Here is a 16386-nt window from a genome sequence, read left to right as displayed (position 1 = left end):
ATATCATTGATATGAGACCCTTAATCATCGTCGTCTACACGTTGACCAGCAACATAGTACCCATAGCCATCGGGGCCATAGCATTGACCATACTCTATCTGGTTTCTGCGAGGCGTAGGTCTGTGATTCAACGCCCAGAGCCCTCCACCCAAAACCAAGGTAAATACTGCAACGCTGATAATCCCGCTGAAAATGTCTGCAGAAAAATATAGGAGTACGGCAGCCACAACCAGACGCTTGACCCAACGCAGGGTACGGTTCTGACTGCACCAAACGAGGCGCGCAGCCTGACCCAGGCCATAGCCTAAGCGACTTGCTACTCCCTGAGAGGTCTGTGCGGTCATGGTGCGTCTCCTTCTTACCCGGTCTAGGGGCGATTTGACATTACTTATAATACCGATTTTTCTATGCTGCAAGATCATGAGACAAACGGCCTTTGCCTTCAGCACCAGATGCCCCCCTTTCACAACAAAAATGGCCCAAAAGGTAAAAGGTTTTGTAGAAGCGAATGGAATGGTTCACAAGGGTAAAAGCCTTACCCGAAAGGGCCGCTTTCAGCGGGAAAAAGGTCCAATCTCATCAACGCATCTCGCGAGTCGAATAAACTTCAACTAACTCGTCTTCTGTAAAATTACTAAGCAAAGAAAAGTATTCAGCTCTGGACTCAACCGTCAACGGTTGGATAGAACCTAAATTAATAAGAGTTGAAACAGCCTCGTCAGGAGTCATTTCGCTAGTAAGTGGGGCTCTCTGCCCAGAGTAATAAACCTTGTCAGACGCAATAGCTACATCCAGCAGTTCACGTACTTCACCATAACGAGCGGAACGCGCAGCGGTTAGAAACACTCCATCAAAAATGACCAAGACGCTATCAACGTGAGGAATAATATATTTAGCTAAGGCGACAACCAGAGGAAGGTTGTTGTCCCACCTTGCTTCCTCATCATCAAGATCATTCCCTACACTAGCAAAAAGAATGATCTCATCACACTTATTGTCACGTATCAAATCACAAAGTGCCCAAACATTATCTGAGGTTGATTTCGTAGCGTAGCGAAGTGAAACCATCATTTTTTCCTCACATAGTCGATCTGCGGCCCCGTGCCCTTAGACCGAAACGACGATAATTCTGCATTCCTTTCTCCGTCACCACCATAGAAAGATGGCTCTTCGCCAAAAGAAATACCCGAGGCAACCAGTGATCCTTTCCCCTTGCTCGCCCCCCCTTTGATAGGAGAAAAGCCTGCCCCATGAATCATTTACGGAGCAGGCGATGTTCTCTATTTTCCGCCGCAATAAAGCGCTACCCGCCCAAAGCCCCTCCCCTAACGGTTTTATACAGCCGGCCTCTAGCCAAGCACTACTGGCATCGCCGCGCCGTCAGAAACTACTGGAGAACATTTGGCAGCGCGCATCGTTATCTCGCTCACAGTTTGTCGAGCTCTATAGGCGTCCACTTGAGCGCTACGCGGAGTTGGTCCAGCAGCTCCCTGCTTCGCAAAACCACCATCATGCACACCCTGGCGGCATGCTGGATCACGGGCTTGAAATCGTCGCCTATGCCTTGAAAATTCGACAGAGCTACCTGCTTCCTATAGGCGCACCGCCGGAGTCTCAATCAGCACAGGCTGAGGCCTGGACTGCCGCCGCGGCTTACGGCGCTCTGATACACGACCTCGGCAAGATCGCCGTCGACGTGCACGTCGAGCTGGCAGGAGGTAAAACCTGGCACCCGTGGCACGGCCCAATCGATCGTCCCTATCGATTCCGTTACGTGAAAGGACGCAACTACCAACTTCACGGAGCCGCTGCCGCACTGATCTACGCGCAGATCCTCTCCTCAGAAATCTTAGATTGGCTCAGTAATTTCCCCGAAGTGTGGTCGCAGTTAATCTTCATTTTGGCTGGTCAGTACGAACATGCCGGCATTTTGGGAGAGATCGTGGTCAAGGCCGATCAGGCGTCCGTCGCACAGGAGCTCGGTGGAAATCCAGCCCGCGCGCTGTCCGCGCCCAAACAGTCTTTGCAGCGTCAATTAGCAGATGGGTTGCGTCACCTGGTCCGAGATACATTCAAACTGAATCAACCCGATGGACCGTCAGATGGATGGCTGACACAGGATGCTCTTTGGCTGGTTAGCAAGCCTATTGCTGATCAATTGCGAGCCTATTTGCTGACCAAAGGCGTTGAAGGTGTACCCAGTACGAATGCGCCTTTCTTCAACATGCTGCAAGATCAGGGGGTAATCCAAACCAATGCCCAAGACAAGGCAATCTGGAAAGCCACGATAGACAATGGTCGTGGCTGGCGAAACACCTTCACCCTGCTGAAGCTCTCACCGGCACTGATCTGGAATGATCCAAGTGATCGGCCCACAGCTTACGCTGGGACTCTTGAGGTAGAAGCTGGCAACCCGGTAGAAGACTCTGCAGCTGAAAATACCGTCGCCACACCGGCCAAAAAGTTGCCTTCGGAAATTCAATCCAGCCCTGTGCCGGCGCCTTTAGCACCGGCACAGCCATCACCGTTCGAACTACCTCAGCATTCCTCGAGCAGTACAGATGAATTTGACGAGCTACTGGCGCTCCTTGGTAACATCAATGAGCCATCAGAAGACACCAAAAACAAAGCGGTCTCAGCGGCACATACCGCGCCTCCGAAACTGGATGAAATCCAGCCTTCCCAAACCTCCAATCAAGGAGGTGCGCCTTTAGCAATAATCGAAGAAGTCACTCCGATGCCTAGCAATAACACCGAGATCGGTCAGGGATTTGTTGAATGGCTTAAGAAAGGCATCGCATCCCGGACCATCATTATCAACGATACCAAAGCGCTGGTTCATACCGTAGCAGGGACCGCTATGCTGGTAACGCCTGGAATTTTCAAACGCTACGTCCTTGAATTCCCCCATATCGAACAGCAAGCCAAAGTACAGCAAGTCAGCGCCTGGCAGCTGGTTCAACGTAGTTTCGAGAAACAGAAACTTCATCGAAAAACGCATAAGAGTTTGAATATTTGGACCTGTGACGTTGTTGGACCTCGAAAATCCAAGCAGCTCAAGGGGTACTTACTACTAGACCCGCGAACAATCTTCTCTGAGGTCCCTTTCGACAATATCAGCCTGTCCTTGAAGTCAGAAGCAACGGAGCCGCCACAATGACGACGCCCTCGAATCTGACGGAGGAATACATCTTTGCCCATGATCTGCGGCCTGCCAGTGCAAAGATCTATCGCGCCTCGACCAAAGCACTACTCAAGCATTTCCGAACGGCCTCAGTTGAGGAGATCGATCATCGTGCGGTTCTGACATGGCGAAAAAAAGTCCTTGAGAACGGATTATCCAAACGCAGCTGGAACACCTATTCAAATCACCTTCGAACTGTTTGGGGCTACGCCATAGAACACGGCCTGATGACCCATACCACGATCAACCCATTCAAGAAAACCAGCGTTATCCCACCAAAGCGAGCCAGCAAGACAATCAATGGAGACGCCATCCAACGAGCACGCAACTGGCTCATATCCCTTGTAGGCCAAGAACGTTGTACGCATGAACGTAGCCAGATCACACCTGCCTGGTTCTGGCTCAGCGTCTTCGAGATGTTTTATTACACAGGCATACGTCTGAATGCCCTGCTGTGCCTGCGTTACAAAGATATCGACTGGGACAGCCAGATGATCTTGGTCCGCGGTGAAACAGAGAAGACCCATCGGGAGTTTTTCCTCCCCATTATGGAAGGACTCGCTCCACACTTATCCAGGATCTTGGGGGAGGCCGAGAAAATCGGTTTTTCACCAGACGATCAGCTGTTCAACGTCAACAGATTCTCTCGTCACTTCCATGGCAAGGAAATGAACATCGACCAGGTGGAGTCAATGTACGGCAAGCTCACCGATAAGATCGGCGTGCGCATGACCCCTCACCGCTTCAGGCACACATTAGCAACAGACTTGATGAAGCAGCCTGAGCGAAACATTCATCTCACGAAAAGCCTGCTGAATCATTCGAATCTAGCGACAACGATGAATTACATAGAGGCGGACTACGACCATATGCGTGCTGTTCTACATGAGCGGAGTCGGGCTCAGGGCGCTCTGAGCCGAGTGACACGGGTTGATCCAAGTGGCAAACCCTCTGCCCCCTTACCCGCCAAAATAGGTGTGCATTCACAGGAAACCGCTCAACCAGAGCCCAAGAAGCTGCGAGCTCCACAACAATCTAGCAGCACAGAGGTCAGTATTGATCGGCGGACCAAGTCGACTGGCCGAAGCGCGCTACAGAAGGCTCTCGAGCTCGCATCTGCGCAACTGCATCGCGAGTCAATGACATGCTCTATGGACCCACCAGTAGATCAAGTAGAGCAGAGTCTACTATTGACGCTAATGGCGAGCGGGCTTGGTGTCGGCACATTCAGGAAACGCACCTCAACTGAGCATTCAATGCGAAGCTCATCATTTTCCAGAGCATCGCCCTAGTACGCTCATAATCAAAGCGCACTGGCTATAGGGAATTCTGGTTGGCCAGAGGCTTTCGCATGCCCGGAATAAAGAACCAGGTCGAAATCCGGATTTTTTCCAGACGAACGGTACGACTTTGCTCAAGGCACAAAAAAAGGCGTCATAAAGACGCCTTTTTCATTAAATATGGTCGGGGTAGGGGGATTCGAACTCCCGACATCCTGCTCCCAAAGCAGGCGCGCTACCGGACTGCGCTATACCCCGGAATGCGCATCGCAAAGCCTATGCACATTGACATCATGACGAACCGAAACTACTGTTCGCCTCAGACGGCTGCATGTCTACGGCGATATCTAAGTGCTGTAACACTTTCCAAAACCGTAAAACCGCCTCTATCAGAGCTAGAACCTCTGATTCTAAGATTTGATTCCAGCGTCAACTGGTCTCAAAAATGGTGGGTCGTGTGGGATTCGAACCTACGACCAATTGGTTAAAAGCCAACTGCTCTACCAACTGAGCTAACGACCCAAAAATGGTCGGGGTAAGGGGATTCGAACTCCTGACATCCTGCTCCCAAAGCAGGCGCGCTACCGGACTGCGCTATACCCCGGTTTTGAAATTGGCTCCGTGACCAGGACTCGAACCTGGGACCCAATGATTAACAGTCATTTGCTCTACCGACTGAGCTATCACGGAACTACACATTTCAAATTTACAACTTTTACTGCGATACAACCTTCTCTTCGATCCGTCCGTATCGCTACGTTCGTGTCTCTGAGGCGCGCTATTCTACAATCTTAAAAACCCCTGTCAACCCTTTAAATTGCTTTTAAGACAATGATTTGCGCTTCTTTCTGATTTCTCCTTGGGGAGAAGAAACCCGTGGGCTGACGTTGCTGCGGGGCGCACTTTACAAGCCTTTGCCTTACAGTTCAACGCCCTAACGAAAAAAAAGGCCCCGCAATGCGGGGCCTCCTCTTATCGCCATACAGGCAAGGCTCAGTGGAAGACGATTTCGTCGTTTTCCACGGTCGCCGTGACGCTGGTCCCTGGCATGAAGCTGCCCGACAGGATCAATTGCGCCAGTGGGTTCTCGATCCAGCGCTGGATCGCACGTTTCAATGGCCGTGCGCCATACACCGGGTCGTAACCGACCGCGATCAATTTGTCCAACGCCTCGCGGCTCAGCTCCAGCGACAACTCGCGCTCGGCCAGGCGGCTGCGCAGGCGCCCCAGCTGGATCTCGGTGATACCCGCAATCTGATCCCGCGCCAAAGGCTCGAAGATCACCACTTCGTCGACCCGGTTGATGAATTCCGGGCGGAAGTGCGAGGTCAAGGCATCCATCACCGCAGCGCGCTGGGCTTCGCGATCACCCACCAGTTCCTGGATCTGTACCGACCCCAGGTTGGAGGTCATCACGATCACCGTATTACGGAAATCCACGGTACGCCCGTGGCTGTCCGTCAGGCGGCCATCTTCCAACACTTGCAGCAGGATGTTGAACACATCCGGGTGGGCCTTCTCGACCTCATCCAGCAGGATCACCGAGTAAGGCTTGCGCCGCACTGCTTCGGTCAGGTAACCGCCCTCTTCGTAGCCTACATAGCCTGGTGGAGCCCCAATCAGGCGAGCCACGGAGTGTTTCTCCATGAACTCGGACATATCGATGCGCACCATGGCCTCTTCGGTATCGAAAAGGAACTCGGCCAGGGCTTTGCACAGCTCAGTCTTACCCACACCGGTCGGGCCGAGGAACATGAACGAGCCACTCGGACGGTTCGGGTCGGACAAGCCAGCCCGGGAACGTCGTACCGCGTTGGACACCGCCACCACCGCCTCTTCCTGACCGATGACGCGCTGGTGCAACAGGCTTTCCATCTTCATCAGCTTGTCGCGCTCGCCTTCGAGCATTTTCGACACAGGGATACCGGTCCACTTCGAGACGACTTCGGCAATTTCTTCCTCGGTCACCTTGCTGCGCAGCAACTGGTTTTCGCTCTTGCCGTGCTGGTCGACCATCTGCAGGCTGCGCTCCAGGTCGGGGATCACCCCGTACTGCAACTCCGCCATGCGGTTCAGGTCGCCCTTGCGGCGTGCCGCTTCCAGCTCCTGGCGCGACTGCTCGATTTTTTGCTGGATCTGCGCAGACCCCTGCACTTCGGCTTTTTCCGAGGTCCAGATTTCTTCGAGGTCCGAATACTCACGTTCCAGACGCTGGATTTCTTCCTGGAGTTTTTCCAGGCGTTTCTTCGCGGCCTCGTCTTCTTCCTTTTTCAGGGCCTGGGATTCGACCTTCAGTTGAATCAAGCGCCGATCCAGACGATCGAGTACTTCCGGCTTGGAATCGATCTCCATGCGAATGCGGCTGGCCGCTTCGTCGATCAAGTCGATGGCTTTGTCCGGCAACTGACGGTCGGTGATATAGCGATGACTCAATTTGGCCGCCGCAATGATCGCGCCGTCGGTAATCGCTACCTTGTGGTGGACCTCATAGCGTTCTTTCAGGCCACGCAGGATCGCGATGGTGTCTTCTTCGCTCGGCTCTTCCACCAGCACTTTCTGGAAGCGACGCTCAAGGGCCGCATCTTTCTCAATGTACTGGCGATACTCGTTAAGCGTGGTCGCACCGACGCAATGCAGCTCACCCCGGGCCAACGCGGGCTTGAGCATATTGCCAGCGTCCATGGAGCCTTCGCCTTTACCGGCGCCGACCATGGTGTGCAACTCGTCGATGAACAGAATGATCTGCCCTTCCTGCTTCGACAGCTCGTTCAGCAGGGATTTGAGGCGCTCTTCGAACTCGCCACGGAACTTGGCACCGGCAATCAACGACCCCATGTCCAGGGACAGCAGGCGCTTGCCCTTCAGGCCGTCTGGCACTTCACCATTGATGATGCGCTGGGCCAGGCCTTCGGCAATCGCGGTCTTACCCACGCCAGGCTCACCGATCATCACCGGGTTGTTCTTGGTGCGGCGCTGCAGAACCTGGATGGTGCGACGAATTTCGTCGTCACGCCCAATCACCGGATCCAGCTTGCCCTCTTCGGCACGCTTGGTCAGGTCGACGGTGTACTTGTCCAGTGCCTGGCGCGACTCCTCATGGTTGGGGTCGTTCACCGCATCGCCACCGCGCAGGTTGTTGATGGCGTTTTCCAGGGCTTTCTTGCTCACGCCCTGGCCCAGCAACAGCTTGCCGAGCTTGCTGTTCTCGTCCATCGCGGCGAGCAACACCAGCTCGCTGGAGATGAACTGGTCACCTTTCTGCTGCGCCAGGCGGTCAGCCTGGTTGAGCAGGCGTGCCAAGTCCTGCGACATATTCACGTCGCCGGTAGGATTTTGGATTTTCGGCAGTTGGTCGAGCTCTTTGCTCAACTCCTTGCGCAGGCTGTTGACGTCAAAGCCCACTTGCATCAACAGCGGCTTGATAGAACCACCTTGCTGTTCCAGAAGCGCCTGCATCAAGTGCGCAGGCTCAATCGCCGGATGGTCGAGACCGACCGCCAAGGATTGGGAGTCCGATAAGGCCAACTGCAATTTGCTGGTTAAACGATCAATACGCATTAGTCACCTTCCTTTTGAGCAGGCCGGAGCTATGTATGAGCGAGCATGCTCGCGAGTAACACATCCTGAATGAAGAAACCTGCCAGATAGCCTTATAGATGTGGCCGATTCTGGGAGATTCAAGCTATGGCCAATTGACGCAGATCAGAAGAGTCTAGCGCTCCAGCCAAATAAGGGAGGCAAATCGACCGGTGCGCGGATTGCGTCGGTAGGAAAAGAAGCGGGGATCGGTCACGGTGCAGAAACCGCCACCGTAGACGGCAGTGACATCGCGTGCGGCAAGGCGCAAACGGGCCAATTGGTAGATATCGGCCATGAACTTGCCAGGGTTGCGGCTCGGCACAAATGCTTCAGCGGTACCCGGTAGCTGTTGCACGAAGGCTTCGCGCACTTCCGGGCCAACCTCAAAGGCTTGCGGGCCAATCGCGGGGCCCAGCCACACCAGGATATCGGCAGGCTCGGTTTCCAGGCTTTCGACAGCCGCCTCCAGGACGCCAGCCGCCAAGCCACGCCAGCCGGCATGAGCAGCGGCGACGCGGGTACCGGCACGGTTGCAGAACAGCGCGGGCAGACAATCGGCCGTCATGGACGTACAGGCGATACCCGGGGTACTGGTCCAACTGCCATCAGCTTCGGCAATACGGCTCGGGTCAGCCTCGACCACCACCACCCCGTGGACCTGACGCAGCCAGGCCGGCTGGATATGAAAGGCTTCAGTCAGGCGACGACGGTTTTCGAGCACCGCCTCAGGGCTGTCCTCGACATGATCGCCCAGATTGAGGCTGTCGAACGGCGCCAGGCTGACGCCGCCCGCACGGGTGGTGACGCAGGCCTTGACCTGAGCCGGCGCGGGCCAGTCAGGAATCAGCCAGTCACTCATCCGATAAACGCCTCGCGATCCTGCTTGAGCAGCGACAACAGCCACACCAGATCGTCTGGAAGAGGCGATTCCCAGCTCATCCGCTTACCGCTCGTCGGATGATCCAGTTCCAGGAAGCGTGCATGCAGCGCCTGGCGCGGGAATGACTTGAGCGACTCAACCATGGTGGCACTGGCCGCTGGCGGAATGCGGAAGCGCCCACCGTAGGCCGGATCGCCGACCAACGGGAAGTTGATGTGGGCCATGTGCACACGAATCTGGTGGGTACGGCCGGTTTCCAGCTTGACCCGCACATGGGTGTGGGAGCGGAAACGCTCCAGCACACGGTAGTGGCTCACGGCCTGCTTGCCACCCTCCATCACCGCCATGCGCTGGCGCTGCTGGCCGTGACGGCCAATGGGTGCGTTGATCTTGCCACCCGCCACCACGACGCCGATCACGATGCATTCGTAGATGCGGCTGACGCTGCGGCTCTGCAACTGTGTAACCAGTTGCGTTTGCGCCTGAATGGTCTTGGCCACCACCATCAAGCCGGTGGTGTCCTTGTCCAGGCGGTGCACGATGCCACAGCGCGGGACGTTGATGATGTCCGGCACGTGGTGCAACAGGGCATTGAGCAAGGTGCCATCAGCGTGCCCAGCCGCCGGGTGAACCACCAGGCCTGCGGGTTTGTTGATGACCAGGATGTCGTCGTCTTCATAGACGATGTCCAGCTCGATGTCCTGGGCGACCCATTCTCCCTGGGCTTCCTGCTCGGCAGTCAGCTCAAGAATCGCACCACCATGCACTATGTCTCGCGGGCGGATAACCGCTCCATCCACAGTCAGGCGGCCGTCTTTGATCCAGGCGGAAAGGCGCGAGCGCGAGTGCTCAGCGAATAATTGTGCGGCGACTTGATCGAGGCGTTGGCCGCCCAATTCGGACGGCACCTCTGCGCGAAGTTCAATTTTATCGGACATGCTCAGACTAGGCGTGGCACAGCCTTTGGTTTCGGCTGCGCGCTTGTGGTTAAATACGGCGTCTTTTGCCCCGAGGCTTTCAACGGGGCGCTCATCATAACAGGACGGCCCCGCCCAAGACAGCGGCCGTCATAGGGACGCAAGCCGCCATGCAAGTGAAACACCTGCTGCTGATCGCCATCCTCGCCATGACTGCTGCTTGCTCGTCAACAAAGGAAGTCGTCGACGAAAACCTGAGCGAAGTCGAGCTGTATCAATTAGCTCAAAAAGACTTGGACAATAATAGCTACACCAGCGCCACAGCGAAGCTGAAGGCCCTGGAGTCGCGCTATCCGTTCGGACGCTACGCCGACCAGGCCCAGCTCGAGCTGATCTACGCCAACTACAAGAACGCCGAGCCGGAAGCCGCCAAGTCCGCCGCCGAGCGTTTTATCCGCCTGCACCCCCAGCACCCGAACGTCGACTACGCCTACTACATGAAGGGCCTGACCTCGTTCGACCAGGACGTTGGCCTGCTGGCGCGCTTCCTGCCGCTGGACATGACCAAGCGTGACCCTGGCGCTGCCCGCGACTCCTACAACGAGTTCGCCCAGTTGACCAGCCGCTACCCTAACAGCCGCTACGCGCCGGACGCCAAGCAGCGCATGATCTACCTGCGCAACCTGCTGGCTTCCTACGAAATCCACGTTGCCCACTACTACCTGACCCGTCAGGCCTATGTTGCCGCCGCCAACCGTGGTCGCTATGTAGTGGAGAACTTCCAGGAAACCCCTTCGGTGGGTGATGGCCTGGCAGTGATGACCGAGGCTTACCAGCGCCTGCACCTGGACGCCCTGGCGGCCACCAGCCTGGAAACCCTGAAGCTCAACTACCCGGACCACCCAAGCCTGAAAGACGGCCAGTTCGTGCCTCAAGTGGCCGAAGCAGACAACCGTTCGTGGCTGAGCAAGTACACCTTGGGCCTGATCGAGTCCCGTCCACCGCTGCCGCCGGGCGAAACCCGCGCCAACCAGGACGTGATGAAGCAGTTCCAGGACGCCAAGGAAGCGATTCCTTCGGACCTCAAGCCGCATGACGAAAATGGTGATGTGATCGAAGAAGAAACGCCACAAGCCTTGGGCAACAACCAGGATCGTTCGTGGTTCAGCTACATGACCTTCGGCGTGTTCGACTGACCGTTCGACACGACGCAAAAAGGGAGCCCTTGGTGGCTCCCTTTTTTATGGGCGCGTATTTATTACGCTGTGCGCCCGCCACGTCCTTGGCTAAACTGCCACATTCCTTGTCGAGAAACTGCCCATCATGCTTCGTCTACTGTTCTGGATTGCCGTCATTGCTGCCGCGGTATGGTTCTGGCGCAAATTCAAAAGCCCCGCAGCCAGACAGCAACGGGCCGGCGAACCCGATGCAGCCTTGATGGTGCGTTGCGCTCACTGCGGCGTGCACTTGCCAAAGGATCGCGCGTTGAGCACCGGACAGATGTGGTACTGCACCCAGGCGCATCTGGAGCAAGGCCCCAAGTCTATCCAGCGTTGATCCGACCTGCTGGGGAGTAAGGCGCTGGGTCAATGATCGGCGTGCGCTTGAGCAGCAAGTCGGCAAACAACTGACAGGACGCCGGCGCCAACACCAGGCCATTGCGGTAATGCCCGCAATTGAGCCACAGCCCCTTGAAGCCTGGTACTTCGCCGATGTAGGGAATCCCTTCCGGCGAACCAGGCCGCAAACCCGCCCAATGGCCTACCACTTCAGCCTCCGCCAGGGCTGGAATCAGCTCTACGGCAGAGGCCTTCAGGCTTTCCAACGCCGGCTCGGTTGGGGTTTTATCGAAACCTTCATGCTCCAGGGTGCTGCCTATCAGGATATGCCCGTCACGCCGAGGAATCGCATAACGCCCCTTGGCCAGCACCATGCGCGATAAAAAGTCAGGCGCGCACTTGTACAAAATCATCTGGCCCTTAACCGGCTCCACAGGCAGCGACAGGCCCAGCTTGCCGAGCAACTCCCCGCTCCAGGCGCCGGCCGCAAGCACGACCTGCTCACCGAAAATCGGCCCTGCGGCCGTGTTCACGCCCACTACCTTGTCGCCTTCCAGCACAAACCCTTCGACTTCGCACTGCTCGTGTATCGTCACCCCAGGCAACGCTGACAACGCGGCCCTGAGCGATTTGATCAAGCGCGGGTTACGCACATTGGCCACGTTCGCCATGTAGATCGCCTGGGAGTAGCCGCCACCCAGCACCGGGACCGCATCATGGGCAGCCGACACATCCACCTTGCTCAATGGCCGCCCCTCACGCGCGGCCCAGGCCAAGGCTTCGGCTTCATCTTCCAAGTCCAACCAGTACAGCCCCGTGATGTGAACCTGCGGGTCGACCCCGGTATCAGCAAACAAGCGCTCAGCCAGCTGTGGATAAAAATCCTGGGACCAATGGGCCAACGCCGTGACCGCCGGGCTGTAGCGCCACGGATACAACGGCGAAACAATACCGCCGCCCGCCCAGGAAGATTCCTGCCCAAGCCCCGCTCGCTCCAACAGGACGACCGCCCGCCCCTGGGTGGCCAGGTTGAACGCCGTCAACAAGCCGATTACTCCACCACCGACAATCACCACTTGCTGCTTAGCCATCATTTGATCCAGCCGATAAAAAGGGAAAAGCGCGCCCGGCGCCCAATCGAACACTCTCATCATTGCCCCCAGCACGTCGTACGCGACATGTCAGGTGCTGCGCCCGGATTACTGCGCACGCCGGTACTGGTCAGGCTGAATTCGCCGCAACGATCACCCGCCATGACTGAGTCGACGACCGGCGTGGCTAGCAGGCTGAACGCCTGAGGGTTCAATGCCACGCTGATTCTATAGCGATCATTGCCGGCACTGATGCCGTTTGCGTCAATAAAAGTGCCGTTCCTCGTGTAATAGCGTTCCAGATGCTGGGCCTGTTCAGTCAACAGCGCGACAATTTCCGCGCGATAAACCTTTTGGACATGGCCGGTATACCCGGGGTAGGCGATACCAGCCAGCAACGCGATGATCGCCACCGCGATCAACAACTCAATCAGGGTAAAACCTCGGCTATCCATGCCCATGACACCATTCCTCAGTAAAGTTGCCGCCACAACACTCGCTGAAACCGCGACCCATTGCCTTCGCCGACCCGCGCATACACCACCTCCAGCACAGTGCGTGATTGACCGCTGAGCCCTACAGCCGTGACCCGATACAGCATTGCCGGGGTTTCGGGCGGCAGATGAACCAGCCCCACAGCTGGGCCGAGGGATTGAATAGCGTAAAGGCCACCCGTCATGGCAACCCAGGTCACTGCGGACACGGGATGAGGCCCAGCGCCAGTTACCGAGGACGCCTCGCCTGGCGGTGCACAGGTCACGAGTGACGTGCATGTTGGCCACGCACCACCTGCCCGCCGCAGGGCTGTCTCCCCCAGCCGAAGGCCACTTTCAGCACTTTGCAGCGACTGATTGCGATGCCAGAAGCTGCCGGCGATCTTCTGCTGGGACACGGCCCCCTGCATCGAAGACAAGCCGACCAGGGATAACAACAGCAGGAATACCAGGCTGATCAACAGCACCATGCCCGCCTGGCGAAGATCGACACGCTTATCAAGCCCCATGAGCGCCCTACCCCAACCGGTTACGCAGTGCGGCAACGACGCTCCAGGTTTGAGCCTTCACGCGCTCCGTCGGGTCGTGCAGCGTGAGGAGAATGCGGACACTGAGGATCAATGAAGCATCGAGCGGGCTGGACTCATACCGCACCACGCGTGTCGAACCCGGTCGGTCCGCCATGCCAAAACTGATATCGAACGCCTGCACGCCATCCACCAGCACCGCCTTGGCCGGGGATGCTGGCGTACTGGCTTTCATCTGGCCCGACTCAAAGGTGTAGGTGACCTGGCGTATGCCAAACCGAATCTGCCCCGGTGCAGCGGGCGGTGGCGTGCCCGAATAGGCCTGGGCGGAACCGGAGCAGTCGGACAACACCGTCCAGTCCGGCTTCCCGCTGCCTTCACCAATATCCGCCGTAACCAGCGTCAGGGACCTTGAGCTGCCCGCCCCTGCCCAACTGATCGGCCGCTCAAAGGCCTGCGGCGCATTCTCGATAAAGCCCGCATCCAGGCAACCAAACATGCCCGCCAGGCGAATGTCCTGAATCAATTTGCCGAGCGCAAATCGCGCATCGTCTTGCATCAGCATGGCTGACTGCTGAGTGGCCTGGGTCGATCGAGCGCTGATTGCGACCTGGCTGACGCCAAGTACCAGCATCAACCCGACCGCCAATGCCAACAACAACTCCAGCAGGCTGAACCCACGTACCGCGCGGTTCATGGCCCCACCTGCGGCTCGCTGGCGATGCGGCTGGTCAGGGTGAAGGTTTCCCGCGCGCCACCGCTGTTTGCGCCACGGCCATCGTCCCAACTGATGCTGACGATCACCTCATTGCCGCGCATGACCACCGAACCTTGGCCGCTCTCACCAGCAAAACCGACGATATTGGCTTCGAAGTCGTGCAAGTCCAAGTCACGCACACTCGCCCCGGCAGTGACGGAAGGGGCACGTTCGGCCAGCCCCCACGAATAGTCGGCGCCCGAGTTGGCGCGAAGACGGTCGAGCATGTCGTAGGCGATAAAGCTGGCCTGGCTGGTCATTCGCGCGCTGTCGGTGTACTTGAGCGCGTTGAGCTGGACCACCGCTGCGCCGAGCAGGCCAACGGCGAGTATCAACACCGCCACCAACACCTCGATCAGCGTCATGCCAGTTTGGTGCTCGGGTGCAGCAGGGGTTAGAAAAACGTCAGGGCAAGCAAGCATTACCGTCGTCATCCATGTCGAAGGCCGGGGAAAGCAGGAAAAACCTGCTGTGCGGCCAAAGACTAGCGGCGGTTTTTCGACCGTGCTGCTCCCGGAACATAGGGAAATACTTTGGACATAAAAGCCATCATTCAACGCCCCCTTCAGGGCGCTATACCTAAGCCTGCCATCTGATTATCTACCGCGTCCAAGGAGGGACGGCATATGACACAACGCGGCTTTACCCTGATCGAGCTGCTACTCGGGCTGATCATAAGTGGCGTCCTGGCTCACCTGGCCGTGCCAAGTTTCAAGGGGTTGCTTGAGTCACAGCAGCGGCACAGCGCAGCGCAATCCTTGGCCGGCGGCATGCGCTACGCCCGCACCGAAGCCATCGCACGCAACCGAGCGGTGATCATTCATGCGATGGACGACGACTGGAGTCGAGGGTGGCGGGTGATCGTGGACGTGAGCGGGCGCGGGCACCTGGACAACAAAAACCCCGTATTACTGGAGCGCCAGGACAGTGGACGCGTACCGATCGTGGGCAACGGGCCCGTCAAGCACCAAGTACGCTTCAGCGGGTTGGGCGAGCCTGTGTTTGCAGGCGGGGGATTCCGTGCCGGCACCGTCCATGTGTGTGCGACGGATCAGGCACAGAGCCTGTTCCAGGTGGTACTGGCGCCCAGCGGACGCATCAGCCTGCGCAGCGATAAAACCGAGCAGGCCTTGTGCCGGGGCTACGCCGCCACCCTGGGGCTCAGAGCAGCGAGCGAACCCGCAGCTCCTTGGGCATGGAGAAAGTGATGTTCTCTTCACGTCCGGCGAGCTCATCGGCACCCGTGGCACCCCAGGCCTGCAACTGCTGGATCACACCACGCACCAGGACTTCCGGCGCCGAAGCGCCCGCCGTGATGCCGATCCGCTCGACACCGTCGAACCAACTGCGCTGCATGTCTTCGGCACCATCGATCAGGTACGCCGGGGTCGCCATCCGCTCGGCCAGCTCACGCAGCCGATTGGAGTTGGAGCTGTTGGGGCTGCCAACGACCAACACCACGTCGCACTCATCAGCCAATTGCTTGACCGCATCCTGGCGGTTTTGAGTGGCGTAGCAGATGTCATCCTTGCGTGGACCGCCAATCGCCGGGAAACGTGTGCGCAGGGCATCGATCACGCGACTGGTGTCGTCCATGGACAAGGTGGTTTGGGTCACGAAGGCCAAGCGTTCAGGGTTATGCACCTGCAAGCTGGCGACGTCCTTTTCGTCCTCCACCAGGTAGATCGCACCACCATTGCTGCCGTCGTATTGGCCCATGGTGCCTTCGACTTCCGGATGGCCAGCATGGCCGATCAGGATGCACTCACGGCCGTCGCGGCTGTAGCGCGCAACTTCGATGTGAACCTTGGTCACCAGCGGGCAGGTGGCATCGAAGACTTTCAGGCCACGCCCGGCAGCTTCAGTACGCACCGCCTGGGAGACCCCGTGGGCGCTGAAGATGACGATGACGTCGTCCGGCACCTGGTCCAGCTCTTCGACAAAGATCGCGCCGCGAGCGCGCAGGTCTTCGACCACGAATTTGTTGTGGACCACTTCATGGCGTACGTAAATCGGCGGTCCGAAGACTTCCAGGGCGCGATTGACGATTTCGATCGCCCGGTCCACGCCAGCGCAGAAGCCACGGGGGTTGGCGAGTTTGATTTGCATGCGGTGCCT

At 57.5% G+C, this 16386-nt stretch carries 16 protein-coding genes and 4 tRNA genes; 5 read left to right on the top strand and 15 right to left on the bottom strand.

Going from position 1 to position 16386, the window contains the following annotated elements:
• Positions 1–20: 20 nt before the first annotated feature.
• Together AC1Q6I_RS20090 and AC1Q6I_RS20085 are read right to left on the bottom strand one after the other, a co-directional pair.
• Positions 21–344: an Ac45/VOA1 transmembrane domain-containing protein gene (locus AC1Q6I_RS20090; RefSeq protein ID WP_008432855.1), complete on the bottom strand. Its 324-nt coding sequence runs from the start codon at positions 342–344 to the stop codon at positions 21–23.
• A gap of 235 nt (positions 345–579) precedes the next feature.
• Positions 580–1068, bottom strand: a complete 489-nt coding sequence (locus AC1Q6I_RS20085; RefSeq protein ID WP_019821334.1) for a hypothetical protein — start codon at positions 1066–1068, stop codon at positions 580–582.
• Between the two features lie 205 nt (positions 1069–1273).
• On the opposite strand from AC1Q6I_RS20085, the gene mobH reads away from it, so the two are divergent.
• Positions 1274–3160 (top strand): MobH family relaxase, encoded by a 1887-nt coding sequence (gene mobH, locus AC1Q6I_RS20080; RefSeq protein WP_008432854.1) that lies wholly within the window; start codon positions 1274–1276, stop codon positions 3158–3160.
• Complete coding sequence (locus AC1Q6I_RS20075; RefSeq protein ID WP_102624660.1) at positions 3157–4476, top strand: site-specific integrase; 1320 nt, start codon at positions 3157–3159, stop codon at positions 4474–4476. The genes mobH and AC1Q6I_RS20075 overlap by 4 nt, the downstream gene beginning before the upstream one ends.
• A gap of 169 nt (positions 4477–4645) precedes the next feature.
• On the opposite strand, the gene AC1Q6I_RS20070 is transcribed toward AC1Q6I_RS20075, so the two are convergent.
• The 7 genes from AC1Q6I_RS20070 to rluD all read right to left on the bottom strand — a co-directional run bounded on the left by AC1Q6I_RS20070 (position 4646) and on the right by rluD (position 9861).
• Positions 4646–4722, bottom strand: a tRNA-Pro gene (locus AC1Q6I_RS20070).
• A gap of 188 nt (positions 4723–4910) precedes the next feature.
• Positions 4911–4986: transfer RNA gene (locus AC1Q6I_RS20065), tRNA-Lys, on the bottom strand.
• A 5-nt stretch (positions 4987–4991) separates the two neighbouring features.
• Positions 4992–5068 (bottom strand) — tRNA-Pro (locus AC1Q6I_RS20060).
• Between the two features lie 10 nt (positions 5069–5078).
• Positions 5079–5154 (bottom strand) — tRNA-Asn (locus tag AC1Q6I_RS20055).
• A 303-nt stretch (positions 5155–5457) separates the two neighbouring features.
• On the bottom strand, positions 5458–8022 hold the full coding sequence (gene clpB / locus AC1Q6I_RS20050) for an ATP-dependent chaperone ClpB (protein WP_102624661.1): 2565 nt from the start codon (positions 8020–8022) through the stop codon (positions 5458–5460).
• A gap of 154 nt (positions 8023–8176) precedes the next feature.
• Entirely contained in the window at positions 8177–8902 is a 726-nt protein-coding gene (gene pgeF / locus AC1Q6I_RS20045; protein WP_102624662.1) for a peptidoglycan editing factor PgeF, read from the bottom strand.
• Positions 8899–9861, bottom strand: a complete 963-nt coding sequence (gene rluD / locus AC1Q6I_RS20040) for a 23S rRNA pseudouridine(1911/1915/1917) synthase RluD (protein ID WP_024073341.1) — start codon at positions 9859–9861, stop codon at positions 8899–8901. Before rluD ends, pgeF begins: the two co-directional genes overlap by 4 nt.
• A gap of 149 nt (positions 9862–10010) precedes the next feature.
• Here rluD and AC1Q6I_RS20035 point away from each other — a divergent pair, with 149 nt between their 5' ends.
• Positions 10011–11036 carry an outer membrane protein assembly factor BamD gene (locus AC1Q6I_RS20035; RefSeq protein WP_024073340.1) on the top strand — a complete coding sequence of 342 codons (1026 nt, stop codon included), beginning with the start codon at positions 10011–10013 and terminating at the stop codon, positions 11034–11036.
• Positions 11037–11163: 127 nt separating this feature from the next.
• Positions 11164–11397 carry a PP0621 family protein gene (locus AC1Q6I_RS20030; protein WP_024073339.1) on the top strand — a complete coding sequence of 78 codons (234 nt, stop codon included), beginning with the start codon at positions 11164–11166 and terminating at the stop codon, positions 11395–11397.
• Here the strand turns inward: AC1Q6I_RS20030 and thiO are convergent.
• The 5 genes from thiO to pilV are packed head-to-tail and all read right to left on the bottom strand — an operon-like array spanning position 11384 to position 14690.
• Complete coding sequence (gene thiO / locus AC1Q6I_RS20025; RefSeq protein ID WP_102624668.1) at positions 11384–12493, bottom strand: glycine oxidase ThiO; 1110 nt, start codon at positions 12491–12493, stop codon at positions 11384–11386. The genes AC1Q6I_RS20030 and thiO overlap by 14 nt on opposite strands.
• A gap of 56 nt (positions 12494–12549) precedes the next feature.
• Positions 12550–12951 carry a type IV pilin protein gene (locus tag AC1Q6I_RS20020; protein ID WP_024073337.1) on the bottom strand — a complete coding sequence of 134 codons (402 nt, stop codon included), beginning with the start codon at positions 12949–12951 and terminating at the stop codon, positions 12550–12552.
• A gap of 11 nt (positions 12952–12962) precedes the next feature.
• On the bottom strand, positions 12963–13493 hold the full coding sequence (locus tag AC1Q6I_RS20015; protein ID WP_223840697.1) for a pilus assembly PilX family protein: 531 nt from the start codon (positions 13491–13493) through the stop codon (positions 12963–12965).
• A gap of 7 nt (positions 13494–13500) precedes the next feature.
• Positions 13501–14208, bottom strand: a complete 708-nt coding sequence (locus tag AC1Q6I_RS20010) for a PilW family protein (protein WP_102624663.1) — start codon at positions 14206–14208, stop codon at positions 13501–13503.
• On the bottom strand, positions 14205–14690 hold the full coding sequence (gene pilV / locus AC1Q6I_RS20005) for a type IV pilus modification protein PilV (protein ID WP_041160836.1): 486 nt from the start codon (positions 14688–14690) through the stop codon (positions 14205–14207). Before pilV ends, AC1Q6I_RS20010 begins: the two co-directional genes overlap by 4 nt.
• Positions 14691–14894: 204 nt before the next feature.
• On the opposite strand from pilV, the gene AC1Q6I_RS20000 reads away from it, so the two are divergent.
• Positions 14895–15476 (top strand): GspH/FimT family pseudopilin, encoded by a 582-nt coding sequence (locus tag AC1Q6I_RS20000; protein WP_024073333.1) that lies wholly within the window; start codon positions 14895–14897, stop codon positions 15474–15476.
• Here AC1Q6I_RS20000 and ispH read toward each other — a convergent pair.
• Complete coding sequence (ispH, locus tag AC1Q6I_RS19995) at positions 15430–16377, bottom strand: 4-hydroxy-3-methylbut-2-enyl diphosphate reductase (RefSeq protein ID WP_024073332.1); 948 nt, start codon at positions 16375–16377, stop codon at positions 15430–15432. The two genes, AC1Q6I_RS20000 and ispH, sit on opposite strands and share 47 nt — an antisense overlap.
• Positions 16378–16386 lie beyond the last annotated feature (9 nt).

Source organism: Pseudomonas sp. MPR-R2A5, assembly GCF_058793055.1.
Note: the sequence above shows the minus strand (reverse complement) of the source record. Positions and strands in the feature narration are given on the sequence as shown.